General features: G+C 73.6%; 23 protein-coding genes. 12 read left to right on the top strand and 11 right to left on the bottom strand.

The window, feature by feature from the left end:
* The first annotated feature begins 89 nt into the window (after positions 1-89).
* The gene (locus tag ACH5HR_RS09675) at positions 90-2,858 is read left to right on the top strand and encodes an FtsK/SpoIIIE family DNA translocase (protein WP_402375319.1); all 2,769 of its coding nucleotides are present in this window, start codon (positions 90-92) and stop codon (positions 2,856-2,858) included.
* A gap of 3 nt (positions 2,859-2,861) precedes the next feature.
* On the opposite strand, the gene ACH5HR_RS09670 is transcribed toward ACH5HR_RS09675, so the two are convergent.
* Positions 2,862-4,196: a CapA family protein gene (locus ACH5HR_RS09670; RefSeq protein ID WP_416477595.1), complete on the bottom strand. Its 1,335-nt coding sequence runs from the start codon at positions 4,194-4,196 to the stop codon at positions 2,862-2,864.
* Positions 4,197-4,305: 109 nt separating this feature from the next.
* Between ACH5HR_RS09670 and pgsA the strand changes: the two genes are divergently transcribed.
* The 3 genes from pgsA (at position 4,306) to ACH5HR_RS09655 (ending at position 5,890) form a co-directional block, all read left to right on the top strand.
* The gene (gene pgsA, locus ACH5HR_RS09665; RefSeq protein WP_416477594.1) at positions 4,306-4,896 is read left to right on the top strand and encodes a CDP-diacylglycerol--glycerol-3-phosphate 3-phosphatidyltransferase; all 591 of its coding nucleotides are present in this window, start codon (positions 4,306-4,308) and stop codon (positions 4,894-4,896) included.
* 8 nt (positions 4,897-4,904) lie between these two features.
* The gene (locus ACH5HR_RS09660) at positions 4,905-5,381 is read left to right on the top strand and encodes a CinA family protein (RefSeq protein ID WP_416477592.1); all 477 of its coding nucleotides are present in this window, start codon (positions 4,905-4,907) and stop codon (positions 5,379-5,381) included.
* Between the two features lie 179 nt (positions 5,382-5,560).
* Positions 5,561-5,890: a helix-turn-helix domain-containing protein gene (locus ACH5HR_RS09655; RefSeq protein ID WP_402375311.1), complete on the top strand. Its 330-nt coding sequence runs from the start codon at positions 5,561-5,563 to the stop codon at positions 5,888-5,890.
* 12 nt (positions 5,891-5,902) lie between these two features.
* Here ACH5HR_RS09655 and ACH5HR_RS09650 read toward each other — a convergent pair whose 3' ends face one another.
* A complete protein-coding gene (locus ACH5HR_RS09650; protein WP_416477590.1) occupies positions 5,903-6,706 on the bottom strand; it encodes a DNA-formamidopyrimidine glycosylase family protein in 804 nt (267 codons plus the stop codon).
* Positions 6,707-6,864: 158 nt separating this feature from the next.
* On the opposite strand from ACH5HR_RS09650, the gene ACH5HR_RS09645 reads away from it, so the two are divergent.
* Positions 6,865-7,539 carry a DUF998 domain-containing protein gene (locus tag ACH5HR_RS09645; RefSeq protein ID WP_416477589.1) on the top strand — a complete coding sequence of 225 codons (675 nt, stop codon included), beginning with the start codon at positions 6,865-6,867 and terminating at the stop codon, positions 7,537-7,539.
* On the opposite strand, the gene ACH5HR_RS09640 is transcribed toward ACH5HR_RS09645, so the two are convergent.
* On the bottom strand, positions 7,505-12,214 hold the full coding sequence (locus tag ACH5HR_RS09640) for an ATP-dependent helicase (RefSeq protein ID WP_416477588.1): 4,710 nt from the start codon (positions 12,212-12,214) through the stop codon (positions 7,505-7,507). The genes ACH5HR_RS09645 and ACH5HR_RS09640 overlap by 35 nt on opposite strands.
* Positions 12,215-12,274: 60 nt before the next feature.
* Between ACH5HR_RS09640 and ACH5HR_RS09635 the strand changes: the two genes are divergently transcribed.
* From ACH5HR_RS09635 to ACH5HR_RS09625, 3 genes are all read left to right on the top strand, one after another.
* Positions 12,275-12,508: a DUF3046 domain-containing protein gene (locus ACH5HR_RS09635; RefSeq protein WP_402375303.1), complete on the top strand. Its 234-nt coding sequence runs from the start codon at positions 12,275-12,277 to the stop codon at positions 12,506-12,508.
* Between the two features lie 205 nt (positions 12,509-12,713).
* Entirely contained in the window at positions 12,714-13,868 is a 1,155-nt protein-coding gene (gene recA, locus ACH5HR_RS09630; protein WP_402375552.1) for a recombinase RecA, read from the top strand.
* Positions 13,869-13,881: 13 nt separating this feature from the next.
* Positions 13,882-14,484: a regulatory protein RecX gene (locus ACH5HR_RS09625; protein WP_402375301.1), complete on the top strand. Its 603-nt coding sequence runs from the start codon at positions 13,882-13,884 to the stop codon at positions 14,482-14,484.
* Positions 14,485-14,505: 21 nt separating this feature from the next.
* On the opposite strand, the gene ACH5HR_RS09620 is transcribed toward ACH5HR_RS09625, so the two are convergent.
* The 4 genes from ACH5HR_RS09620 to ACH5HR_RS09605 form a co-directional block, all read right to left on the bottom strand.
* Entirely contained in the window at positions 14,506-15,462 is a 957-nt protein-coding gene (locus ACH5HR_RS09620; RefSeq protein ID WP_402375299.1) for an amino acid ABC transporter permease, read from the bottom strand.
* Positions 15,459-16,136 (bottom strand): ABC transporter permease subunit, encoded by a 678-nt coding sequence (locus ACH5HR_RS09615; RefSeq protein ID WP_402375297.1) that lies wholly within the window; start codon positions 16,134-16,136, stop codon positions 15,459-15,461. Before ACH5HR_RS09615 ends, ACH5HR_RS09620 begins: the two co-directional genes overlap by 4 nt.
* A gap of 192 nt (positions 16,137-16,328) precedes the next feature.
* Positions 16,329-17,174, bottom strand: coding sequence for a glutamate ABC transporter substrate-binding protein (locus ACH5HR_RS09610; RefSeq protein ID WP_402375295.1), 846 nt, complete (start codon positions 17,172-17,174; stop codon positions 16,329-16,331).
* Between the two features lie 35 nt (positions 17,175-17,209).
* Positions 17,210-17,989: an amino acid ABC transporter ATP-binding protein gene (locus ACH5HR_RS09605; protein WP_402375293.1), complete on the bottom strand. Its 780-nt coding sequence runs from the start codon at positions 17,987-17,989 to the stop codon at positions 17,210-17,212.
* 100 nt (positions 17,990-18,089) lie between these two features.
* Here ACH5HR_RS09605 and miaB point away from each other — a divergent pair, with 100 nt between their 5' ends.
* The gene (gene miaB / locus ACH5HR_RS09600; protein WP_416477585.1) at positions 18,090-19,730 is read left to right on the top strand and encodes a tRNA (N6-isopentenyl adenosine(37)-C2)-methylthiotransferase MiaB; all 1,641 of its coding nucleotides are present in this window, start codon (positions 18,090-18,092) and stop codon (positions 19,728-19,730) included.
* 13 nt (positions 19,731-19,743) lie between these two features.
* On the opposite strand, the gene ACH5HR_RS09595 is transcribed toward miaB, so the two are convergent.
* Both ACH5HR_RS09595 and ACH5HR_RS09590 read right to left on the bottom strand, forming a co-directional pair.
* The gene (locus ACH5HR_RS09595; protein WP_416477699.1) at positions 19,744-20,205 is read right to left on the bottom strand and encodes a type III secretion system chaperone family protein; all 462 of its coding nucleotides are present in this window, start codon (positions 20,203-20,205) and stop codon (positions 19,744-19,746) included.
* Positions 20,206-20,252: 47 nt separating this feature from the next.
* Positions 20,253-20,819 carry a YbjN domain-containing protein gene (locus tag ACH5HR_RS09590; protein ID WP_402375289.1) on the bottom strand — a complete coding sequence of 189 codons (567 nt, stop codon included), beginning with the start codon at positions 20,817-20,819 and terminating at the stop codon, positions 20,253-20,255.
* A gap of 34 nt (positions 20,820-20,853) precedes the next feature.
* Here ACH5HR_RS09590 and ACH5HR_RS09585 point away from each other — a divergent pair, with 34 nt between their 5' ends.
* A complete protein-coding gene (locus ACH5HR_RS09585) occupies positions 20,854-21,555 on the top strand; it encodes a hypothetical protein (RefSeq protein WP_416477583.1) in 702 nt (233 codons plus the stop codon).
* Here the strand turns inward: ACH5HR_RS09585 and ACH5HR_RS09580 are convergent.
* Positions 21,468-21,944, bottom strand: a complete 477-nt coding sequence (locus ACH5HR_RS09580) for a hypothetical protein (RefSeq protein WP_416477582.1) — start codon at positions 21,942-21,944, stop codon at positions 21,468-21,470. The two genes, ACH5HR_RS09585 and ACH5HR_RS09580, sit on opposite strands and share 88 nt — an antisense overlap.
* 221 nt (positions 21,945-22,165) lie before the next feature.
* On the opposite strand from ACH5HR_RS09580, the gene miaA reads away from it, so the two are divergent.
* Together miaA and dapF are read left to right on the top strand one after the other, a co-directional pair.
* A complete protein-coding gene (miaA, locus tag ACH5HR_RS09575; RefSeq protein WP_402375283.1) occupies positions 22,166-23,164 on the top strand; it encodes a tRNA (adenosine(37)-N6)-dimethylallyltransferase MiaA in 999 nt (332 codons plus the stop codon).
* On the top strand, positions 23,161-24,093 hold the full coding sequence (gene dapF, locus ACH5HR_RS09570) for a diaminopimelate epimerase (protein WP_416477581.1): 933 nt from the start codon (positions 23,161-23,163) through the stop codon (positions 24,091-24,093). Before miaA ends, dapF begins: the two co-directional genes overlap by 4 nt.
* A 33-nt stretch (positions 24,094-24,126) precedes the next feature.
* On the opposite strand, the gene ACH5HR_RS09565 is transcribed toward dapF, so the two are convergent.
* Positions 24,127-24,732: a class I SAM-dependent methyltransferase gene (locus tag ACH5HR_RS09565; RefSeq protein WP_402375279.1), complete on the bottom strand. Its 606-nt coding sequence runs from the start codon at positions 24,730-24,732 to the stop codon at positions 24,127-24,129.
* Positions 24,733-24,767: the final 35 nt, after the last annotated feature.

The following is a 24,767-nucleotide window of genomic DNA, read 5'->3' as shown; positions in this document are numbered from 1 at the left end:
GCACGTGACCGTGCTCACGCCCGGCGGGTGTGACACGCGCCCGCGACCTGCGGCGCCGGGCGGAGGCGCCCGGGTACGGTGAGAGGATCATGGCGACCCGGACGACCGCCCGGAAGAACTCCGGGGCTGCGCGGGGCGGGGCACGGACGGGGCGGCGCGCCTCGTCGTCCGCCTCGGGACGTGGCGCGTCCGCACGGTCGTCGTCGGCCCGCTCAGGAGCCTCGCGCGGTGCGCGGGCGTCCGGGCGGCGACCGGCCCGCAGCGGTCCGCCGTGGCCGGTCCGGATGGTGCGTGGTGCCTACCTGGGCGTCGCGCACGGCCTGGGCACCGTGACACGCACGATCACCAAGGGAGCGAGAGACCTGGAACCGGAGCACCGTCGGGACGGCGTCGCCTTCTTCCTCATCGCCGTCGCGCTCGTCGTGGCCGCGCGCGAGTGGTGGGGGATCCCCGGGACGTTCGGTCTGGTCGTCCATGCCGTCGTGGCGGGCACCGTGGGCCTGGCCGGCGTGGCCGTCCCGGTGCTGCTGATCTGGCTAGGGGTCCGGGTGATGCGGCACCCCGAGCGCGGCCGCGCGAACTCTCGCGTCGCCATCGGGCTGAGCCTCCTCGTCGTCTCTGTCTGCTCGCTGGTGGCGATCGCCGAGGGGACCCCGTCGCCGCGTGACGGCTTCGCGCAGGTGCAGGAGGCCGGCGGCATCATCGGCTACCTCGCCGCGACCCCCGTCGTCATCGGGGTCACCACCTGGGTGGCGGTCCCGCTCTTCCTCCTGCTCGGCTTCTTCGGGCTGCTCGTCGTCACCGCGACGCCCGTCCACCGCATCCCCGAACGGGTGCGCGGCCTGTACGACCGCCTGACCGGGAACCACCACGAGGACGAGGCGTCCGACGACCGGCTGCGGCTCGCCGACGGCGTCTCGGCGCACGACGGGTCGGACGACGCGGCCACGCCGCGCAAGCGGCGCAAGCGCCGCACCAAGGCCGAGCGTGCGGCGGACGCCGCCGCGGCCGAGCTGGACCAGTACGCCGGCGACGAGGCCTTCGAGAAGGCCGCCACGCTCGACCCGGCCGGGAGCCCGAGCTCGGCCGGGCGCCGCAAGGGTGACGGCACGGCCGCCACGCAGCGGGTGCCGTCCGGGACAAAGCCTTCCGGCACCATCGTCCCGGCCGCCGCGGCGGACGCCCCGCGCAGCGCACCCGAGCCGTCGCCCGCCCCGGCAGGTCGCGCGGAGCAACCGATGCTCTCAGGCGACACGGTCTACCTGCTGCCGAGCGAGGAGGCCCTGGTCGAGGGCGCGCCCCACAAGACGCGCTCCGCGGTGAACGACCGGGTCGTCGAGTCGCTGACCAAGGTCTTCGCCGACTTCGGCGTGGACGCCGAGGTCACGAACTTCACCCGCGGCCCCACGGTGACCCGGTACGAGGTCGAGGTCGGCGCGAAGACGAAGGTCGAGCGCATCACCTCGTTGTCCAACAACATCGCCTACGCGGTGGCGAGCGCCGACGTGCGGATCCTGTCGCCCATCCCGGGCAAGTCGGCGATCGGCATCGAGATCCCCAACTCGGACCGCGAGACGGTGGTCCTCGGCGACGTCCTGCGCTCGTCGGCGGCACGCCGCACCGAGCACGCGATGGTCATGGGCGTCGGCAAGGACGTCGAGGGCGGGTTCGTGGTCGCCAACCTGGCGAAGATGCCGCACATCCTCGTCGCGGGTGCGACCGGCGCCGGCAAGTCGAGCTTCATCAACTCGATGATCACCTCGATCCTCATGCGGGCGACGCCGGAGCAGGTGCGACTGGTCCTGGTGGACCCCAAGCGTGTCGAGCTGACGATCTACGAGGGCATCCCGCACCTCATCACCCCCATCATCACGAGCCCCAAGAAGGCGGCCGAGGCGCTCGAGTGGGTCGTGCGCGAGATGGACGCCCGGTACGACGACCTCGCGACGTTCGGCTTCAAGCACATCGACGACTTCAACGCCGGGGTCCGCTCCGGCAAGGTCAAGCCCTTGCCGGGCTCGGAGCGCAAGATCGCTCCGTACCCGTACCTGCTGGTCGTCGTCGACGAGCTGGCGGACCTGATGATGGTCGCCCCCCGGGACGTCGAGGCCTCGATCCAGCGCATCACCCAGCTGGCACGTGCGGCCGGGATCCACCTGGTCCTGGCGACGCAGCGGCCGTCCGTCGACGTCGTCACGGGGCTGATCAAGGCCAACGTGCCATCGCGGCTCGCGTTCGCGACGTCCTCGGTCACCGACTCGCGCGTCGTGCTGGACCAGCCGGGGGCCGAGAAGCTCATCGGCCAGGGTGACGCCCTGTTCCTGCCGATGGGGGCCGCCAAGCCGATGCGTGTGCAGGGGGCCTGGGTCACCGAGTCCGAGGTGCACGCCGTCGTCGAGCACGTGAAGTCGCAGCTCAAGCCGGTCTACCGCCAGGACGTCACGGCGCCGGCCGCCGCGAAGAAGCAGATCGACGACGACATCGGCGACGACCTCGACCTGCTCCTCCAGGCGGCGGAGCTGGTGGTCTCCACGCAGTTCGGCTCCACGTCGATGCTGCAGCGCAAGCTGCGGGTCGGCTTCGCGAAGGCGGGGCGGCTCATGGACCTCCTCGAGTCCCGCGAGATCGTGGGGCCGTCGGAGGGCTCGAAGGCTCGCGAGGTACTGGTGCAGCCCGACGATCTACCCGCCGCGCTCGCCCTGATCCGTGGGGAATCAGCCCCGGCGCCGGCCTACGACCAGGAGTCCGACGACGGGACGGCGGACCCGTACGCCGAGGGCACGGACTCGCACCGGCCCCCGGTCGCCACCGACTACCACGACGGTGCGGACACCGACGCGCAGGACCCGGTGCGCTGAGCCCTACCGCTCGGGCCGGGTCGAGTGCTGGTCGTCGTCGGCGTCCGCCGCGTCCTCGCGGGGGAGCACCACCGGTTCGTCGCCGGTCGGGTCGGACGGCCGGGTGCGTTCCCGGGCCGTGTCGCGGACGGCGTCCTCGACGCGATCCTGGCGGTCGGCCAGCTCCGCCGACGAGAGGGTCGTGCTGCCCGGGTCCTCCAGCACGTCGGGCAGCGCGTGCACCCGGTGCCCGGCCGCGATGTCGACGGTGGTCCCGGTCCATCTCACCTTGCTGACCAGGGTGGGTCCGGACGGACGTTCCTGGGCGAAGGTCGCGGACAGCAGCACGCCGTTGCTCGTGCGGGCGTCGCAGCACGCCGCGCTCTGGTTCGACAGCAGGTTTCCCAGACCGTAGGCCACCCACATCCCGCTTCCGTCGGGACCGCCGTCGACCCGCTCGACGCGCTGCGGCACGTGCGCGTGGTGGCCGATCACCAGGTCCACCGCGCCGGAGGTGCCGAGCTCGGCGACCACGTCCACCTGCTCGTCGGTGAGGTCCTCCGTGTACTCGACGCCTGCGTGCAGGCTGACCAGCACGACGTCAGCACCCTCCTCGCGGGCGCGCCGTGCGTCGTCGACGAGCCGCTCGGCGTCGATGAGATCGACCGCCCACGGCGCCTCGGGGGGCATCGGCAGACCGTTGAGGCCGTACGTCGCCGAGAGGTGGGCCACGGTCAGCGTGCGGCCCGACCGATCCAGCTCGTACCGCTGCGGCGCGGACTGCTCGGTCTCCGAGCGGGCCGTGCCCACGTGCCCGAGGCCGGCGTCGTCGAAGGCGTCGAGAGTGGCGACCACACCGTCGTAGGCGCGGTCGACCGAGTGGTTGGAGGCGGTCGAGCACCCGTCCCAGCCCTGGGCGGCGACCGCGTCCACGAGGCCTGCGGGCGCGCCGAACATCGGGTAGCCGCTCGGGGCCGTGCCGGGCGGGGCGACCGGGACCTCCATGTGGCACAGCGCGAGGTCGGCCCCCGCCACCCACGGGTCGAGGCCGGCCAGCAGCCCGGCGAAGTCGCTTCCGCCCCCGGCGGACCGGACCACCGGCCCGTGCGGGAGCAGGTCGCCCGCCGCGAGGACCGTGAACGTCGCCGGCGGCACGGGTTCCGGCGGCGACTCCTTCGCGACGGCAGGGTCCGGCGACGCCGTGACGGTCCCCGGACCGGCCGGGTCGTCGGCGACGATCTGGCACGACGTGACGACGCCGAGCGCGATGGTCGCGACCACGGCGACGCGGACCAGGGCCGCGGCGGGCGCGCCTCGGTCGCGCGCGTGCGCCGGTCCACGGAGCCTCGAGTGCTGCACCCCGCGAGAGTACCGGGCCTCCGGCCGCGCGGGTCGCGGGCCGGCAGGGGCGCACCGGGTGAAGCGACCGGCGGGATCCGGCCGTCACCCGCCCCAGTAGGCTGGACGGATGGACGCCACACCCTCACCGTGGAACATCGCGAACCTCGTGACCATGGTGCGCATCGCCCTCGTGCCGGTCTTCGCGTGGGCGCTGCTCGTCGACGACGGTCAGTCCGTGACCTGGCGCCTCGTGGCGACCGTCATCTTCGCCGTGGCCGCCGTGAGCGACCAGGTCGACGGTCACCTCGCCCGTTCCCGGGGCCTGGTCACCGACCTGGGCAAGATCCTCGACCCGATCGCCGACAAGGCCCTCGTGGGCGCGGCGCTCGTGCTGCTCTGGTGGCCGCTCGGCGAGCTGCCCTGGTGGGTGCCCGCCGTCATCCTGGTGCGTGAGCTGGGGATCACCGTGATGCGCATGGGGATGCTGCGATACGCGGTGATGCCGGCCTCGCGCGGCGGCAAGATCAAGACGGTGCTGCAGATCGCGGCGATCTTGCTCTTCCTGCTCCCGCTGGACCACCTCCACGCGTCGGTCCTGGTCCTCGCATGGGTGGTGATGGGCGCCGCCGTCGCCGTCACCGTCGTCACGGGGCTCGACTACCTCGTCCAGGGGTGGCGCATCCGCCGTGACGCGCAGCGTTCGGAGCCCGCCGGGTGAGGGCTCGGATGCTGCTCTCGTACGCCGCGGCGCAGGGCTGGACGATCGGCGTCGCGGAGTCGCTGACCGGCGGGCTCGTCACGGCGTCGCTGGTCGAGGTGCCCGGCGCGTCGACGGTGGTCCGCGGCGGTGTCGTCGCCTATGCGACCGAGCTCAAGGCAACGCTGCTGGGGGTGGACGCCGGCCTGCTCGACGAGCGTGGCGCCGTCGACCCGGACGTGGCCGAGGCGATGGCGCGCGGCGTGCGGCAGGCGACCGGCGCCGACGTCGGTCTCGCGACGACGGGGGTGGCCGGGCCCGACCCGCAGGACGGCAGACCGCCCGGCCTGGTGTTCGTCGCGGTGGTGACCCCCGTGGCGTCGGCGGTGCGCCGGTTCGAGCTCGGCGGCGACCGTGCCGCCGTCCGCCGCGGGGCCGTGGACGCGGTTCTGACGCTCGCCGAGGAGCTGGTCGATGGTGAAGGATCCGTGTCGGCCGGGCGGTGATCCGAGGTGCGCCCGGGCGCCGGGAACACCGGAGGGGGGCCGGGCGTTGGGCAGGTGTGATCGCAGACAGGCCACGAACCCGTATCGATGCGCGTCCCGGTCGACGCGCGCCACACCGCTCGGGGTACGGTAGTGCCACCCCTCGATACGGGGTGGCGGACGAAGGAAGGGGGCGCGACATGATCGTCCTACGACGAGAGATCGGTGACGTGCTGCGCGACGCGCGGCAGCGTCAGGGGCGCACCCTGCGTGAGGTGTCCTCGGCGGCACGGGTCTCGCTGGGCTATCTCAGCGAGGTCGAGCGCGGCCAGAAGGAAGCCTCCTCGGAGCTGCTCGCCTCGATCTGCGAGGCCCTGGACGTGCCGCTGTCGCTCGTGCTGCGCGAGGTCAGCGACAAGATCGCCGTCGCCGAGGGCCTGCACGTGCCGGACACCATCCCGGCCGACGTGCTCGCGGGGATGTACTCCCGCGGCACCGCCTCGCGCGAGGACCTGACGCCGGTCGGCTGAGGCGCGACCGGCTCAACGGGCCGGAGCGTCGCTCGCCTGGCACGTCGGGCACCAGAAGACCGGACGTTCGTACGGAGGCTCATTGGCCTGCCCGACGGCGACGGACGTCCGGCATCGGCGGCACGGCCTGCCGAGCTGTCCGTGCACCGCGCGGGGCACCTCCTGCAGCCCGCGAGAGCGACCGATGTCGACGCTGCGTCCCATGAGCCGTCGAGCCGTGGCCAGCAGCCGACGGTGCGCCGCGTCGTCCAACGCTTCCGCCGGGGTCCAGGGCCACAGGCGCGAGGCGTACAGCGACTCGGCCATCCAGATCGTGCCCAGGCCGGCGACGACGCCCTGGTCGAGCAGCACGTCGCACAGTGGCCGAGGGCCCTGCTCACGCATCCGGCGCACGGCTTCGTCCAGGCCGTCGCCGGGGAAGTCGTCCGCCAGCACGTCCGGTCCCAGGTGGGCGAGCAGGTGCGGCTCGTCACGGGTCCGCAGCAGGTCGAGCATGCCGAGACGCCACCCCACGCAGGTCCAGCGCGTCGTGGCCAGGACGGCGCGTATCTCAGGCCGTCGTGCCGCCGCGGCGCGCCCGCCCGTGCGCTCGACCCGCCACGAGCCGTCCATCCGCAGATGCGTGTGCAGCGTCCGGCCGTCGTCCAGCCGGGTCAGGACGTGCTTGCCGTAGGCCGTGCACGACGTCACGGTGCGGCCGACGAGATCTGCTCCCGCAGCGCTGGGCCAGCGAAGCTCCGCGCGCACGAGCGGCGAGCCGCGCAGCGCCTGGTCGAGCCGCTCCGCGGTCAGCCGCAGGACGTCACCTTCGGGCACCTGACCCTCCCTTCCTGGTGGACTCAGGGTGCCACGGTCACCCGTCAGGGACGGACCAGGGAGGTACCCGATGGATCGGCGCGGACTTTTCGGACATCCTTGGGTCCATGTCTCCCCTTGCACCAGAATCTCGCCCTGCCCAGGCGGCTCGTGGCAGCGTGCGCACCGTCGGATGGTTCGGTGCGGTGGCGCTCGGCGCGATGGTCGCCGCACACGTCCTCGGTGCCGGCGTCGTGGATCCCGTGGTCGATCCCGTGAGCTTCTACGCGTTCGTCTCCGGCGGTGGCGAGGCGATCCTGCTCGGTGGGACGGTGCTCGCGCTCGTCGGGCTCGTGGTGGTGGCACGGGCATACCGGTCGGGGTTGGCGGTCGGCCCGCTGCCGGGTGCCGCGATGGTCGTCTTCGCCGTCGCGATGGTGCTGGTGGGAGTGTTCCCGACGGACCCGCCGGGCGTGGAGACGACCTTGTCCGCCGCGGTGCACCGCACGAGCGCGGCAGCGGCGTTCGTGGTGCTGCCGGTGGTGGGCCACTGCGTGGCGCGGCAGGTCGGTGCGCCCCGCTCGGCCGCGCCGCGGCGGCTGCAGCGTGCGACGACCGCGTTGGCGATGCTGGTCGCGACGTTCCTGGCCGTCCACCTGCCGCTCGCCGCGGTCGGTTCGGGGATCGTGGCCTTCGGCCTGCTCGAGCGCGTGGGTTTCGTCCTCATGATCGGGTATCTGTTCCTCCTCGCCGACATCGTCGACCGGGAGCCGCCGGACACCTCCGACGCCGCGCTGCCGACCGCCGTCGCGGCGCCTGTCAGCGAGCCGCGACCCGTAGACCTTGTGGCGTGATCCCGAAGCCGTGGTCGAGCAGGGCTGCGGCGGCCGGTCCACGATCCCGGGCGGCGGTCAGTGCGGGCGTGCCGTCGATGCGCTGGACCAGCACCTTGCCCAGCCGCCCCGTGCCGGCCGCTTCGGCGAGGACGGCGGCAGCCGGGGCGAGCTCGGCGGCGTCGTCGGTGAAGGACAGCAGGGTGCGCCCACCCCGTTCCACGTAGAGCGTGAGCGACCCGCCCGTGAGCACGACGACGGCTCCCGCCTTGCGGCCCGGGCGGTGCACGGGGGAGTCGCTCGACCCGGTCGATGGCCGTGGCCAGGCCAGGGCGGCGCCGTAGGGGTTGGCCGGGTCCGTGGCCGCGAGCAGCACGGCACGACGCGTCGCGTCCGGGTCGGCGCGCAGACGGTCGCGCTCCGCGGCGTCGACCCGCAGCTGGTCGACGGCTCCGGGGAGCGCGAACTGGGATCCGCCGAGGCGTTCGACGAAGTAGCCACGGCGCACCGCGCCCCGCTCCTCGAGGCCGGACAGCACGCGGTAGACCTCTCGGAACTGCCCCGTCACTCCCTCGGAGGGCGCCACGGCACGTGTGAGCACGCCGTGCCGATCCAGCAGCACCTGCGTCAGCGCGTGAGTGCGCAGGGTCGGGTCCGCCTCGCGCACCGGCAGCGCCGACCATCGACCACCACCGCCGCGTGGTGCCACCGGTCGGGCGTGGGCGAACCGTGACCGGCGGACGGGGCGGGCGCGCGCCGGCGTGCGCGGTGCTCGGTGCACGCCCCCGCGGGGGCCGACCCGCTCGCGGAGCACCGCCAGCCCGTCGTTCGTGACGTGGCCGGCCCACACCAGGTCCCACAGGACCTCCAGGGTGTCCTGCGGCGCGGCGTCCGCCAGCTCGGCCAGCCGCGGCAGGAAGTGTCCGCCGGAACCGGAGAGCAGGTCGAGCACCACCCGGTGCAGGTCGGTGTCCAGCGGGCCGTCGGGCGCGAGGTCGGACGGCGCGGCGAGCGTGAGCGGCGCGTCGTCGCTCAGGTGCAGGCTCACCATCCCGTCCCCGCCTCCGCCGGCCAACGAGGCGTGCCCGGCCCACAGCACCTCACCGGTGGTGGTCAGCTCGTCGAGGAGTGCGGGTGAGTAGTCGGCCACGCGCGCAGGCAGCACGAGGGTCTCCAGGGCGGAGGCGGGCACGGCGGAACCGGCCAGCTGCTCCACGACCCGCAGGACGCCGTCGGTGCCTCGTAGCGGCGAGGACGTGACCCCTTGCCAGCGAGGCAGGAAGACGCCGAGCGCCTCGGGCTCGACCGGTTCCACCTCGGCCCGCAGGGCGGCCAGGGAACGGCGGCGCAGGGTGCGCAGGACACGCGGGTCGCACAGGTCGTCGCCGGTGCCGCCGAGGACCTCCGGCCGCAGGGCGCCCCGGACCAGGAGCCCGTCCGCCTCGAGCCTCGCGACCACGGTGGCGACGACCGCGACCCCGAGGCCGAACCGGCGCGCGACGTCGGTGACGGTGAACGGACCGTGCGTCCGGGCGTGCCGGCGCACGAGGTCACCCAGGGGATCGGGCACCGGCGTGGTGTGGGCCTCGGCCAGACCGGCGGGCAGGGCTGCGCCGAGGGCGTCGCGCAGCCGCGCCGCGTCCTCGACGACGGCCCACTGCTCGCCCCCGGCCAACCGGACGGGGAAGGTCCGTCGCGCCCGGGCCAGCTCGTCGAGCCAGGCGCCCACGTCGTCGCGTGCGTCCTCACGGGTGCGCTCGCGCAGCGCGGCCACGGGGTGCGGGCCGGTCCGGCGCAGCAGGTCCCACACACCCTCGGCGTCCTTGGCCTGCCGTGCGGGGTCCAGGCCCTGCAGCTCCGCCTCGGTGCGTTCGACGGCGGCGGGGTCGAGGAGATCGGCGAGGTCGGTCGCCCCTTGTTCGCCGAGGAGCTCGGCCAGCAGCGCCGGGTCGAGGGACAGCGCGGCCGCACGTCGCTCGGCGAGCGGCGCATCGCCGTCGTACAGGAACTGTGCTGTGTAGCCGAACAGCAGGGACCGGGCGAAGGGCGACGGTTCGGGCGTGGTCACCTCGACCAGACGGACGCGGCCGGCGGCCAGGTCGGTCATGAGCGTGCGCAGGGCCGCGACGTCGAAGTCGTCCTGGAGGCACTCCCGGGCAGCCTCGAGCATGATCGGGAAGTCGGGGTGGGCGGAGGCGACCTGCAGCAGCTGGGCGGCGCGCTGGCGCTGCTGCCACAGCGGGGACCTCCGGTCGGGCCGACGGCGGGGCAGCAGCAGGGCGCGGGCCGCCGCCTCCCGGAAGCGCGCGGCGAAGAGCACGGAGGAGCCGAGCTCGGTGCGCACGGTGTCGGTCACCTCCTCGGGGTCGAGGAGGAGGTCCTCGGTGGTGACGACGGGCTCCGCACCGGCGTCGCCGGCCTCCACGTCCCAGGGCGAGTCACCGGGCAGGCGCAGCACGATGCCGTCGTCACCCGGCATCGCGGCGACGTCGGCACCCAGGCGATCCCGCAGCCGGGCGGCGACGGCGAGCGCCCACGGCGCGTGCACCCGGGCGCCGAGCGGCGAGTGCACCACCACCCGCCAGTCGCCGAGCTCGTCCCGGAACCGCTCCACCACGACCGTCCGGTCGTCCGGCAATCGCCCCGTGGCGGCGCGCTGCTCGGTGAGGTAGCCCGCCAGGTTGTCCGCGGCCCAGGCGTCCAGCCCGGCGTCCCGCAGGTGCGCACGGCCGGCCTGAGGGTCGGCGGCCAGCGCCTCGTCGGCCTCGCGGACGAACGCTCCGACGGCGCGGCCCAACGGCGCGGGGCGCCCGGGGGCGTCGCCCTTCCAGAACGGCAGCCGCCCGGGCAGGCCGGGTGCCGGCGTGACGACCACGCGGTCCGGCGTGATGTCCTCGATGCGCCACGTCGAGGACCCGAGCGTGAACGTGTCGCCCGCCCGGGACTCGTAGACCATCTCCTCGTCCAGCTCGCCGACCCGCTTGCCGCCGCGACCGCCGTCGTCCCCTGCCAGGAAGACACCGTAGAGCCCGCGGTCGGGGATGGTCCCGCCGCTCGTGACCGCCAGGCGCTGGGCCCCGGGGCGCGCGGAGAGGCCGCCGGTGATCCGGTCCCAGACGATCCGGGCGCGCAGCTCGCCGAACTCCTCGCTCGGGTAGCGTCCGGCGAGCATGTCCAGGACGGCGTGCCAGGTGGCGTCCCCGAGCCCCGTGAACGGTGCGGACCGGCGCACGAGCGCCAGGAGGTCGTCGGCGGGCCAGTCGTCGACGGCCAGGGCGGCCACCACCTGCTGGGCGAGGACGTCCAACGGGTTGGTCACCACGTGCAGCGGCTCGATGTCCCCGTCCTGCATGCGCTGCGCGACGACGGTGGCCGGGACGAGGTCACCGCGGAAGGTGGGCAGCACGACACCCCGTGACACGGCGCCCACCTGGTGGCCGGCGCGGCCGATGCGCTGCAGCCCGCTGGCGACCGACGGCGGCGCACCGACCTGGACCACGAGGTCGACGGCGCCCATGTCGATGCCGAGCTCGAGGGACGACGTCGCGACGACGGCGGGCAGCACCCCTGCCTTGAGGTCGGACTCGGTGCGCGTGCGCTCGGCCCGGCTCATGGACCCGTGGTGGGCACGCGCCAGCACGGGCGCGTCGTCGGGGCGGGACGAGGCCGTGCCCGACTGCCCGGGCGTCAGCGCGGCCTGCTCCGCGCCGGGGTCGGGGAGGGTGAGCCCCTGCCGTTCGGCCCACGTCTCGTTGATCCGCGCCGTGAGCCGTTCCGCCCCGCGCCGCGAGTTGGTGAACACGAGGGTCGACCGGTGCGCCGCGACGAGGTCGACCACCCGGTCGGTGACGTGCGGCCAGACCGAGGCCTGGCGCTGCGGTCCCGCCGCTGCACCGGTCAGGTCCGGCTCGTCCGTCCCGCCGAGGTCCGTCAGGTCGGGGACGGGGACGGCGACCTGGAGGTCCCAGCGCTTGTCGGCCGGTGGTTGCACCACGACGACCTCGCGCCCGCCGTCCGCCCGGGCGCGGCCGCCACCCAGGAACCCGGCGACCTCGTCCACCGGGCGGACGGTGGCGGAGAGCCCGATGCGCTGGGCCGGTCGGTCCAGCAGCTCGTCGAGCCGCTCCAGCGTGAGAGCGAGGTGCGCACCGCGCTTGGTCCCGGCGACGGCGTGGATCTCGTCGACGATCACCGTCCCGACACCGGCCAGCCCTGTCCGTGCCGCCGAGGTCAGCACGAGGAACAGCGACTCGGGGGTGGTCACGAGGACGTCCGGGGGGCGGGTGGCGAACGCCCGGCGCTCGGACGCCGGGGTGTCACCCGTGCGCATGCCGACCGTCACCTCGTGGGCGACCCCGCCGTCGCGCGCGGCGGCATGGCGGATGCCGGCGAGCGGAGCGCGCAGGTTGCGCTGGACGTCCGCCGCGAGAGCCTTGAGCGGGGAGACGTAGAGCACCCGGCAGCGACGAGCCGGGTCGCGCGGCGGGGCAGCGGACGCCAACCGGTCGATCGCCCAGAGGAACGCCGCCAGCGTCTTCCCGGAGCCGGTCGGTGCGACCACCAGGGCGTGGTGGTCGCCGCCGATGGCGTCCCAGGCGCCCGTCTGCGCCGCCGTCGGCCTCGCGAACGCGCCGCCGAACCAGGCCCGGGTGGGGGGCGCGAACCGGGTGAGCGGGTCGTCGGAGGTCGTGGCCACCGCCCCATCGTGCACCGCGACACCGACAGCCGCGCGCTGCCGACGTGGCACCCTGGGGGAGTGCGCTACTCAGACTTCTCCCAGCTCGTCGACGAGGTCTTCGGCCGGGCCCTCGGCCGCACGCTCGTCCGGGAGCAGGTGCTGCCACGCCTCGGCGACCGGACGCCGGCCGAGGCGCTCGCCGCCGGCGTCGAGCCCCGGGACGTGTGGCACGCGCTCTGCGACGCGCTCGACGTGCCCGCGGACCGGCGCTGGGGCACCGACCGGAACCGGCAGGCGCCGCCGCCGCGCTGAGGTGCCCCGCCGACACGCCGGTCTCCGACCCCGGGGATCGAACACGCGTTCGGGTAGAGTGTGACCACAGCAGGACGTCTGCGGCCCGTCGTCCACAGGCCGGCGGGTGGTGCGGATCGTTGTCGGTGGCCCCGAGTACGGTCGTCGCAACATGAACAGCAAGCCGAAGGCGCGCGGCCGCGCCCAGAACCCGAAGGTGACCAACATGCCAGCATCGGAAGACCGCGAGAAGGCTCTCGAAGCCGCGCTCGCCCAGATCGACCGCAGCTTCGGCAAGGGCTCCGTCATGCGCCTGGGCCAGGAGGGGCGCGCCCCGGTCGAGGTCATCCCGACCGGGTCGATCGCGCTCGACGTCGCGCTCGGCATCGGAGGACTGCCCCGCGGGCGTGTCGTCGAGGTCTACGGCCCGGAGTCCTCCGGCAAGACGACCATCGCGCTGCACGCGGTGGCCAACGCCCAGCGGAACGGCGGCATCGCGGCGTTCGTGGACGCCGAGCACGCCCTGGACCCGGACTATGCGAAGAAGCTCGGCGTCGACACCGACGCGCTGCTCGTCTCGCAGCCGGACACCGGTGAGCAGGCCCTGGAGATCACGGACATGCTCATCCGGTCGGGCGCCATCGACATCATCGTGATCGACTCCGTCGCGGCCCTCGTGCCCAAGGCGGAGATCGAGGGCGAGATGGGCGACAGTCACGTGGGCCTGCAGGCGCGGCTCATGTCGCAGGCGCTGCGCAAGATCTCCGGCGCCCTGAGCTCCTCGGGCACCACGGCGATCTTCATCAACCAGCTCCGCGAGAAGATCGGAGTCTTCTTCGGCTCCCCTGAGACGACCACGGGTGGCAAGGCGCTGAAGTTCTACGCCTCGGTGCGCATGGACATCCGCCGGATCGAGACCCTCAAGGAGGGGACCGACGCGGTCGGCAACCGCACGCGGGTCAAGGTCGTCAAGAACAAGATGGCGCCGCCGTTCAAGCAGGCCGAGTTCGACATCCTCTACGGCGTCGGGATCTCCCGCGAGGGTGGCCTGATCGACATGGGCGTGGAGCACGGGTTCGTGCGCAAGTCCGGGTCCTGGTTCACCTACGACGGGGACCAGCTCGGGCAGGGCAAGGAGAACGCCCGCGCCTTCCTGCGCGACAACCCCGACCTGGCCAACGAGCTCGAGAAGCGGATCAAGGAGAAGCTCGGCGTCGGTGCTGCGGTCGACGCCCCCGCCGAGGGTGACGGCACGGAGCCGGTGACCGACGCTGCGGCGTCGACGGCCTCGGTGGCGAGCCCGGACGACGGCAAGACGCCGGCGAAGGCCAAGGCGGCGACCCGGTCGGCCGCGGCCAAGGCGAAGAAGGCGCCGTTCTGACGGGCGCGCGCTGATGGCCTGGGACCAGCGCCAGGGCGGTCGCGGCGAGGGGAAGCGTCGCGGCCGCCCGAACGTCGCGGAACGTCTCGACACGGGGGAGCTCTCTGTCGAGGAGGCGGTGGAGCTGGCCCGCGAGGCCGTGCTGCGGTCCCTCACGGCAGCACCCAAGAGCCGTGCCGAGCTCGAACGGTCGCTGACGCGCAAAGGGTTCCCCGAACATGTCGTGGACCCGGTGCTCGACCGGTTCGAGGAGGTCCGTCTCATCGACGACGTCGAGTACGCCGAGATGATCGTCCGGACCCGTCACACCGAGAAGGGCCAGGCGCGGCGGGCGATCTCGGCGGAGCTGCACCGCCGCGGCGTCGACACCGAGACCGCCGCCGTGGCCCTCGAGCAGATCGACGCCGACGACGAGCGCGCAGCTGCCGCCGAGCTCGCCCGCAAGCACGTGGCGCGGACGCGCGGGCTCGACCGCGACAAGCGGGTCCGTCGGGCCGTCGGATCGCTCAGCCGCAAGGGCCACAACCCGTCGGTGGCGTTCGCCGCGGTGAAGGAGGCTCTCGCCGCCGAGGGGGATGAGCTCGACGAGCTCGACGACGTCTTCCTCGGCGACTGACGGCAGCGGACGCGCGGACGCCTAGGACCAGCGTGTCGGGTGGTCCCGGTCGCCGGGGCCTGTACCGGGGGCACCGGGGCCCTCGTCGAGGCGCGCAGCAGGGCCGGTGGCGACCGCGGTAGCTCCCGCTCCCACACCGGCGTCCAGCCCGGCGGCCATCGTCCCCGTCTTGCCCGACGTCCGCCGCAGCGTACGGCTGAGCCGCTCCGCCAGCTTCGACAGGCTGTAGTTGACGACGATGAAGAGGACGGCCGCCACCGTGAGCGCCTGCAGGATGTTGCCCTGGCCGGAACCGAGGCGACGTGCGTGCTGCAGGAGCTCGCTGTAGGAGATGATCGCGCCGAGCGCCGAGTCCTTGAGCACCACGACCAGCTGCGAGACGAGCGCAGGCAGCATCGCCACCAGCGCCTGCGGCACCTCGACCGAGCGCAGCGACTGACCTCGGGTCAGGCCCACGGAGAGCGCTGCCTCCCGCTGCCCGCTCGGCAGACCGTGGACGCCGGAGCGCACCAGCTCGGCGACGACCGACCCGTTGTAGAGGACGAGCGCGATGACCACGCCCCAGAACGAGGAGTTCTCCACGCCTCCGTTGGCGAGCAGCAGCCAGAAGAACACCATCATGAGCAGCACCGGCACCGCGCGGAAGAACTCCACGATCGTGCCGCACACCGTGCGGACCAGGAGGTGTGACGACAGGCGGCCCACTCCGAAGAGGAGGCCGAAGACCATCGCACCGACGATCGCCAGCGCAGCAGCGCGCAGGGTCGCCAGGAACCCGGGCCAGTAGTAGTACGCCCACGCGTCGGCGTCGACGGCGTGCAGCCACAGTGTCGGGTCGAGCTGGCCCTTCTCGGCGAGCCGGAGCAGGACGAGGGCGATGACGCCGGCGACGATCACGGCGCCGACGAGGTTGCCGAGCAGGATGCGCCGACGGGCTCGCGGGCCCGGTGCGTCGAACAGGACGGACTGGGCGTTCATCGGGACACCGCCAGGCTCCTCGAGAGAGATGTGGTCAACAGCCCCACCGGCGTCACGAGGATCACGTACCCGATCGCGAAGGTGAAGAAGATCGCGTAGATGTAGTCGGACCGGAACTCGATCATCGTCTTCATCACCGATGACGTCTCCGTGGCGACCGAGGCTGCCGCCGCCACCGTCGTGTTCTTGATCAGCGCGATGAGGACGTTGCCCAGCGGCGCGATGGCGCCGCGGAAGGCCTGCGGGAGGATGACGAGCCAGGCCGCGGGGAGGAACGACAACCCGATGGAGCGCGCCGCCTCGGCCTGGCCCACCGGCACCGTGTTCACCCCCGAGCGGATCGCCTCGCACACGAAGGCCGCGTGGTAGACGGACAGCCCGATGACGGCGAGCCAGAAGAAGTTCGTGTTGAAGTCGGTCGAGAGCGACAGGTCGAGCTGACCCCAGGCGCCGAGCACCATGAAGACCATGATGATCGTCAGGGGCATGTTCCGGAACACCGTGACGTAGGTGGTGCCGGCCCACTGGAGGCTGCCGATCGGCGAGATGCGGAACAACGCCAGCACGGACCCCAGGGCGAGGGCCAGCAGAGCGGCCCAGAACGCGAGCTGGATGTTCACCCAGAACGCGCCGAGCACGTCGTACTCGCGGACGATGTCGAGGTACTCCTGCACGCGGCAGTCGCTCCTTCGGAGGGTAGGTCGGTCGAGGGCAGTCGGTACGGCGTCGCCTGCCGGGTGGCCCGGGCCCGCCACGCTGAGCGTGGCGGGGTGGGGGGGGGGGGGCGGGGGGGGGGGGGGGGGGGCGGGGGGGGGGGGGCCCCGCCCGGGGGGGGGGGGGGGCCCCGGGCCCCGGTCAGCGCTGCGTCACGCGTCGCAGGGCTCGTACTCCGGCGGGTTGAGGTCGGCGTTCGGGACGTACCCGGTGCCCTCGGTCGCGGCGTCGAGCGCCTCCTGCCAGGCGCCGTCGTCGACCATCTTGGTGATGGCCTCGTTGATGGCCTCGCACTGGTCGGACCCCTGCGGGATGCCGACGCCGTACAGCTCCTCGGAGAAGGTGTTGCCGACGACCTTCACCTGGCCGGCGTTGGACGGCTGCGCGCCCAGGCCCGCCAGGATGACGTCGTCGGTGGTGACCGCGTCGACCTGGCCTGCGACGAGGGCGGTCACGCACTCGGCGTAGCCCGGCTGCTCGAGCAGGTTGACGCCCTCGGAGTACTCGTCCTTGATCCGCTGGGCGGAGGTCGAACCGGTGACGGAGCACAGGTTCTTGCCGTCGAGGGTGTCCGGGCCGGTGATGTCCGTGTTGTCGGCGGCGACCAGGAGGTCCTGGCCGGCCACGAAGTACGGTCCGGCGAAGGAGACCTGCTCGCGCCGCTCGTCGGTGATCGAGTAGGTCGCGAAGATCATGTCGACCTGGCCGGTGGACAGCAGCGTCTCCCGCTGGGCGGACGGCGCCTCCGTCCAGGTGATCTGGTCCTCGGAGTAGCCGAGCTCGCCGGCCACGTACTTGGCGACCTCGACGTCGAAGCCGGAGGGCGTGTCACCCTCCATGAACCCGAGGCCCGGCTGGTCGAACTTGATGCCGATGGTGACCGATTCGCCGCCGCCCTCGGCCTCGCCGCCGCTCGAGCCTCCGTCGTCGGAGCAGGCGGCGAGCGTCAGCGCGGCGGTGGCCGCGAGCGCGATCGCCCCCGTGGTGCGTGTGCGCATGGTGTTCCCTTCGTCGGTTGTGCAGGGTGGGGAAGTCAGTGGGTGAGGATCTTGGACAGGAAGTCCTTGGCGCGGTCGCTGCGCGGGTTCGTGAAGAACTCCTCGGGCGTGGCCTCTTCGACGATCTGCCCGTCGGCCATGAAGACGACGCGGTCAGCGGCCTTGCGGGCGAACCCCATCTCGTGGGTCACGACGATCATCGTCATGCCCTCGTGCGCGAGCTGGACCATCGCGTCGAGCACCTCGTTGATCATCTCGGGGTCCAGGGCCGAGGTGGGCTCGTCGAAGAGCATGACCTTGGGGTGCATCGCGAGCGAGCGGGCGATGGCGACGCGCTGCTGCTGACCGCCGGAGAGCTGGGCCGGCAGCTTGTCGGCCTGGTTCTTGACCCCGACGCGGTCGAGGAGCGCGAGACCCTCCTCGTCGGCCTTGGCCTTGGGGACCCGGCGCACCTTGCGCGGCCCGAGGGTGACGTTCTCGAGCACCGACTTGTGGGCGAACAGGTTGAACGCCTGGAACACCATGCCGACGTCGGCACGGAGGCGGGCGAGGTCGCGACCCTCGGCGGGCAGCGGCTCTCCGTCGATGCGGATGTCGCCGTCGTCGATCGTTTCCAACCGGTTGATCGCGCGGCACAGGGTGGACTTGCCCGAACCCGACGGGCCGATGACGACGAGCACCTCACCCTTGCGCACGGTCAGGTTGATGTCCTGCAGCACGTGCAGGTCACCGAAGTGCTTGTTGACTCGCTCGAGCTCGACGAGCGGAGCACCCAGGTGCTCACCCGCTGCGCGAGCCGATCCGCTGCTATCCATCCCATGAACCTAACCAGTCGAAGTTTCGTTCACCAGCATCGGGAGTCCTGCGTCGGCAACGAATCGGTAACGACGTCCGGGCGCCGTATCCTGGGTGGCGATGTCCACCACCATGCCTACACCGCACCACACCGGCTCGCCCGTGCTCCCGGACCCCGGCGCCCGAACATACGTGGTCCGCACCCTCGGGTGCCAGATGAACGTGCACGACTCGGAGCACATGGCCGGCATGCTCGAGCAGGCCGGATATTCCCGGGCGACGGCCGCCGACGACGCCGCGAGCAACGCCGACGTCGTCGTGATCAACACGTGCGCGGTGCGCGAGAACGCCGCGACGCGCCTGTACGGGAACCTCGGCCAGCTCGCGAGCCTCAAGGCTGCCCGGCCCGGCATGCAGATCGCCGTCGGAGGCTGTCTCGCCCAGAAGGATCGTGGCGAGATCGTGACGAAGGCGCCCTGGGTGGACGTCGTCTTCGGCACCCACAACCTCGACGCGCTGCCGGTGCTGCTGGAGCGCGCCCGGCACAACGAGTCCGCCCAGGTCGAGATCGCCGAGTCCCTGCAGGTCTTCCCGTCGACGCTGCCGACCCGGCGCGAGTCCGTGTACGCGGGCTGGGTCTCGATCTCCGTGGGCTGCAACAACACGTGCACCTTCTGCATCGTGCCGCACCTGCGCGGCAAGGAGCGCGACCGCCGCCCGGGCGAGGTCCTGGCCGAGGTCCAGGCGCTCGTCGACGCGGGTGCCGTCGAGGTGACCCTGCTCGGCCAGAACGTCAACAGCTACGGCGTCGAGTTCGGCGACCGGGGCGCGTTCGCCAAGCTGCTGCGCGCCTGCGGCGAGATCGACGGCCTGGAGCGGGTGCGGTTCACCTCCCCGCACCCGGCGGCGTTCACCGACGACGTGATCGAGGCGATGGCCGAGACGCCGAACGTCATGCCGCAGCTCCACATGCCGTTGCAGTCCGGCTCCGACCGGGTCCTGCGGGCGATGCGTCGCAGCTACCGGTCGGAGAAGTTCCTCGGCATCCTCGACCGGGTCCGTGCCGCGATGCCCGACGCCGCGATCACCACCGACATCATCGTGGGCTTCCCGGGCGAGACGGAGGAGGACTTCGCCGAGACGCTACGGGTCGTCGAGGCCTCGCGCTTCGGCTCGGCCTACATGTTCCAGTACTCGCCCCGCCCGGGCACCCCGGCCGCGACGATGGACGACCAGCTCCCCAAGGAGGTCGTCCAGGAGCGGTTCGAACGGCTCCTCGCCCTGCAGGAGCGCATCAGCGGCGAGGAGTCGGCCCGCCAGGTGGGCCGCACCCTCGAGGTGCTGGTCGCGGAGGGTTCGGGCAAGAAGGACGGCGCCACGCACCGCCTGAGCGGCCGGGCCCGTGACAACCGGCTGGTCCACCTCGCGCTGCCGGCGGGAACCGTGGCCGACGGCGACACCCCGGCCGACCAGCCCGCCGGCCTCGACGACCCCCGCCTCGCCGACCCGGCCGAGCTCGACCCGCAGCTGCCGCGTCCTGGCGACATGGTGACGGTCGAGGTCACGCGTGCCGCGCCGCACCACCTCATCGCGGACTCCGCCGTCGACGGCGGCACCTACGCCGTGCGCCGCACGCGGTCCGGTGACGCGTGGGTGCGGCGTGAGCGGGCGCGCCTCGGTGGCGGCGGGGACGAGCACTCGCACGGCGCCCCGGCGCCGGACGGACCCGTGGTGCTGGGCATGCCGACGCTGCGCGGCTGAGCGTCCCGAGCTGTCAGGAGGACGCGGACGGGTCCGTCAGCGGACCGACGCTGGAGAAGAACTGGGCGGCCGTGACCAGGCCGCAGGACACGGTCTCCGCGAGCTGGGAGTCCGTCGCGCCGTGCTCCAGGTCGACCGAGACCTCGGTGTAGAGGGCCAGGCCGCCGCCTTCCGGGCGGGTGTAGACCTTCGGCCAGATGCGCTCGCGGTTCCAGTCGTTGCACGCCTGGAGGACGGCCGGGCGGGCGGACTCCGGCACCGTGCCGGCCCAGCGGCCGCGCACCTGGAGGATCTCGGACTCCTCGCCCAGCAGGAGGAACCAGAAGCGGTTGCCGTCCCACGTGCCGGTGATGTCGCCGTCGTCGTCGGTGCGGAACCGGTAGCCGCGCCGGGCCAGGTCGTTGCCCACACGGGCCAGGGAGACAGGTGTCGGGAGCGAGGGGCGAGCGCCGCCCTGGCCGCCCCGGCCCCGCAGGCGGGCGGCCTGGAGGACGGCGTCCGTGGCACGTCGCAGGGGGCCGCTCACGGTGCGCTCCGCAGCGGGTCGCCGAAGACCTCGTCGAGGTGCTCGAAGAACATGGCCGACGTGGACAGGCCGCACTGCAGGTGCTGGGCGAGCTGGTCGTCGTTCGCGCCGTGCTCGACGCTGACGGTGACCTCCGCGCAGACGACGATCGCGCCGTCGTCGCGCACGCGCGCGTACGTCTTGGGCCAGATGCGCTCGGCGTTCCACTCGTTGCAGATCTCGAGCACCTCGCCGAGCCGCTCGATGGTCGCCTCGCGGTGCCACTGGCCGCGGACCTGGAGCACCTCGCCGTCCGGGCCCAGCGGCAGGAAGTAGAAGAGCCTGCCGTGCCACAGCCCGCCGAGGTCGCCGTCGGTGTCGACGAAGTAGGTGAACCCCGACTGGTCCAGCCATGCGCTGATGCGTTCGCGGGAGACCGGCCCGGGCACGGCTCCCACGGCGTCGCCGACCGGTCCGGCGAGCAGGACGTTCCGGACGTCGGCGCGGAACTGGTCCGGCTCACCGCCCTCGGAGACCGATGGCGCGGACGACCTCGCGGCCCGACGTGATCCGAAGAACCTCACATGCCCACGCTACACGGCCCGGTACCGTGGGACGGTGCCCGTCCACGCCGTGGTCCTTCCCGCCACCGTCCTCCTCGTACCGGGCGCCGCCGGTCTCGCGCGGCCCGTCGACCGGTTGCGCCGGGCGGTGCGGGACGAGCTCGTCAGGGCCGCCGGTCCGGACGGGGCGTGGCCGGCCCGGTGGGGCGTGCTCGCGCCCGCCACCCGGACCGCCGTCGGGCGCCGCCGGCCCTCGCTGGGGGCCGCCGGGATCGCCGACCGGTGGGTCCCGGGCCTCGACCGGTGGCCCGCAAGGTCCGTGGCCGGCCGGGGTGGCGTACCCGCCTCGGTCGTGCAGCTCGTCCTGGGCGAGGCCGTCGGCGCGGACGCCGCCGCGGAGGCGCTCGTCGTCGAGCTGGCGGCGGACGCGGACGACGCGTCGCTCGCCGGGGCGGCAGATGCGCTGAGCGCCTGCGACGTGCTGCTGGTGGCGAGCGGCGACCCGCGCGGCGAGGGAGCGTCGTCCTGCACGCCGGCCGTGGCGACCGTCCTGGACCGGCTCGCCCGAGCCGGTGGCTGGACGGCGACGACACGATCCGTCACCGCGGCCGGACCCCACCTGCCCGGCCGGTACGACGTGGTCACCTGGAGCGGGGTGGCACCGACTGATCAGGTCGCGGACGCGGCGAACCAGCCGACGCCCGCGAGCAGCAGCCAGAACCGCACGGTGCGCCCCACCAGGACCGTCGGGACGTAGACGGCCATCGGCACCCGCAACGACCCGGCGACGACGGCGATGATCATCAGCGGCGGGAAGCCCACGCCCGCGGAGGCGAGCAGCACCGCCGCGGTGAGGACCGGGCGCCCGGTGACCCGCTGCCGCCAGCGCTCGAACCCGCGACGCCACTTGTCCTGGGCGAGCTTGCGCTGCAGCCGAGGAGACTCCATCGAACGCGCGGCGGCGAGGTACCAGGCCACCTTCGCGAGGGTCTGGCCGACACCGGCCGCCACGGCGAGGCCGGCCACGAGGCCGGGGGAGGCGGCGGCGTCGGTGGCTGCGGCCAGCCCGCCCAGGTAGACCTCGACGCTGACGACCGGCACCAGCCCGGACAGCAGGCTCACGGCGAAGGTGGTCAGCAGCAGCACCCGCGGAGCGTAACCCGGGCCGGGGGATCAGGTGCCGTAGCGTGGGGCGACCTGGCAGCGGAACGGGTCGCCGCCGAGGTAGATCTCCCGGGGAGAGCCGGACGGGTGGCGTGCGTCTCGCGTGGCGGCGGCGCGCACGGCGTCGAACGCCCGCGGGCCACGGCCAGCAGATCCCCTGCCCCAGGGTCAAGGTCAAGGGCTGCTGCGGCTAGCGTGGACCCGTGATCGTCGCCGTCGTAGGACCAACCGCCACCGGGAAGTCGGACCTCGCGCTGGACCTGGCGCAGGCGTTGTCCGACGGCGTCCGCGGCGCTCGGCCCGTCGCCGCCGAGATCGTGAACGCGGACGCCTTCCAGCTCTACCGGGGCATGGACATCGGGACCGCGAAGGTGCCGCTCGCCGAGCGCCGGGGGATCGTGCACCACCAGGTCGACGTCCTCGACCCCGACGAGGACGCCTCGGTGGCGCGCTACCAGGCCGACGCCCGGGCGGACCTCGACGCCGTCGCCGGCCGAGGAGCACGGGCCGTCGTCGTGGGCGGGTCGGGTCTCTACGTGCGTGCGCTGCTGGACCACCTGGACTTTCCCGGCACGGACCCCGTGGTGCGGGCCAGGTTCGAGGAACGGGCCGAGTCCGAGGGTGGGCGCGTCCTGCACGCCGAGCTCGCCCGGCTCGACCCGGCGGCCGCGGACTCGATCGGCCCGGCGAACACGCGGCGCGTCGTCCGGGCGCTGGAGGTCATCGAGATCACCGGGCAGCCGTACACCGCGAACCTGCCCCGGCAGGAGTACGTCCGACCCGCCGTCCAGATCGGCCTCGACTGCGACCGCGAGACGCTCGACACCCGGGTGGCGGGACGCGTGGACCGCATGTGGGAGGCGGGGCTGGTCGACGAGGTGCGTGCGCTCGCCGCGCCGCACCAGGGCGGGACCGGCCCCGGCCTCGGCGCCACGGCCGCCCGTGCGGTCGGCTACGCCGAGGTGCTGCGCTGGTTCGCCGGGGAGCGGACCGAGGACGAGGCGCGGGCGGACGTCGTGGCCAACACGCGCCGGCTGGCCCGCAAGCAGATGGGCTGGTTCGGCCGCGACCCCCGCGTCCGGTGGCTCGACGCGGGCTCGCGGAGCCTGCTCGACGAGGCGCTCGCCGTCGTGCGGGCCGCCGACGCCGGCGAGCTGTCTCCGCCGGGCGAGGGCCCGGTACGCCGTAGTCTGGGCTCATGACCTTGCGCTTCACCAAGGGCCACGGGACGCAGAACGACTTCGTCCTGGTCGCCGACACCCGAGGAGACCTCGACCTCACCCCGGACCAGGTGCGGCGCCTGGCGGACCGCCGCGCGGGCATCGGCGCGGACGGCGTCATCCGCCTCGCTCCGACGGCGGCGCTCGCCCGCGCCGGCGAGGCCACGGCCGACGCCGTGCTCGGTGAGGAGCCGGGCGCGATCTGGTTCATGGACTACCGCAACTCCGACGGCACGGCGGCCGAGATGTGCGGCAACGGGGTGCGGGTGTTCGCCGCCTTCGCCGAGAGCCTCGGGCTGGTCGACCTGTCCGGCGGCGACGAGCTCGCTCTCGGCACCCGCGGTGGCGTCAAGCGCGTGCGCAGGGAGCCGAACGGCTGGTACGCGGTCGACATGGGGCCGTGGACGTACCCCGGCGGCCGGGAGGCCGTGGAGTCCGGAGCCGACGCAGCAGTCATGACCGCCGGATGGGACGCCCCGCGCCCCGCGCTCAGCGTGGACCTCGGCAACCCGCACACCGTCGTCGCCCTGTCCCGGCCGGCGGAGCTCGACGCGCTGGACCTCACCCGCACACCCGCCGTCGACCCCCTGCCGCCGCACGGCACCAACGTCGAGCTCGTCGTGCCGCTCGGCGAGGAGACCATGCCCGACGGCGTCACCGCCGGCCGGGTGCGCATGCGTGTGCACGAGCGGGGCGTGGGGGAGACGCGCTCGTGCGGCACGGGTGCCTGCGCTGCGGCGCTCGCGGTCCGTGCGTGGGCCGCGCACGGGGCGGCCGACCCCGACGAGGTCCCGACCACGTGGTTCGTCGAGGTCCCCGGCGGCGAGGTCCGGGTGCGGCTGCTCGACGGCGGGCACGTCGAGCTCGCCGGTCCGGCCGAGCTGGTCTTCAGCGGAGACGTCGAGCTGTAGCCTGCGCCGCTCCGGGCCGGACCCGGGCGCTCGTCAGCGGGTGGAGTGCAGGACGCGGAACCCCTTGGACGACGTGACCCGCTCGGTCGGCAGGTCGAGCTCCGCCTCGATCCAGCGGGCCAGGGAGTCGGAACCGAGGTTCTTCTGGACCACCAGCCAGGCCCCGCCCGGCGCACCACCCGGGACCAGGCGCGGGAGCCACCTGCGCAGCATGTCGTGCAGCACCTGCTTGCCGACCCGGATCGGCGGGTTCGACCAGAGGGCGGCGAACCGGACGTCGTGGGGCACCTCGTCCGGCGTGACGGCACGGACCCGCCCGGCGACCCCGAGCCGCTCCGCGTTGCGGCGCACCAGGTCGAGCGCACGGAGGTTGACGTCCACCGCCCACACCGTCGCGCCGGGGGCCCGCAGCGCCATCGTGAGGGCGATGGGGCCCCAGCCGCAGCCGAGGTCCAGCAGGTCGCCCGCCGGCGGCGCCGGGACCTCGCCGAGCAGCACCCGGGTGCCCTTGTCGAGGCCGCCGGGAGAGAAGATGCCGCCCGCCACCTCGACCTGCGTGGCGGTGCCCGCCAGGTCGACGGCGACCAGCCGTCGCTCGGCGTCGGAGGCCGGCTCGGCCGTGAAGTAGTGGTCGCTCACGCACGCATCGTAAATCCCTTCGGCCGGGACGAATC

The organism is Isoptericola maris (assembly GCF_048065335.1).
Taxonomy (GTDB): Bacteria; Actinomycetota; Actinomycetes; order Actinomycetales; family Cellulomonadaceae; genus Isoptericola; species Isoptericola rhizosphaerae.
This window is presented reverse-complemented; position numbering and strand designations above follow the sequence as displayed.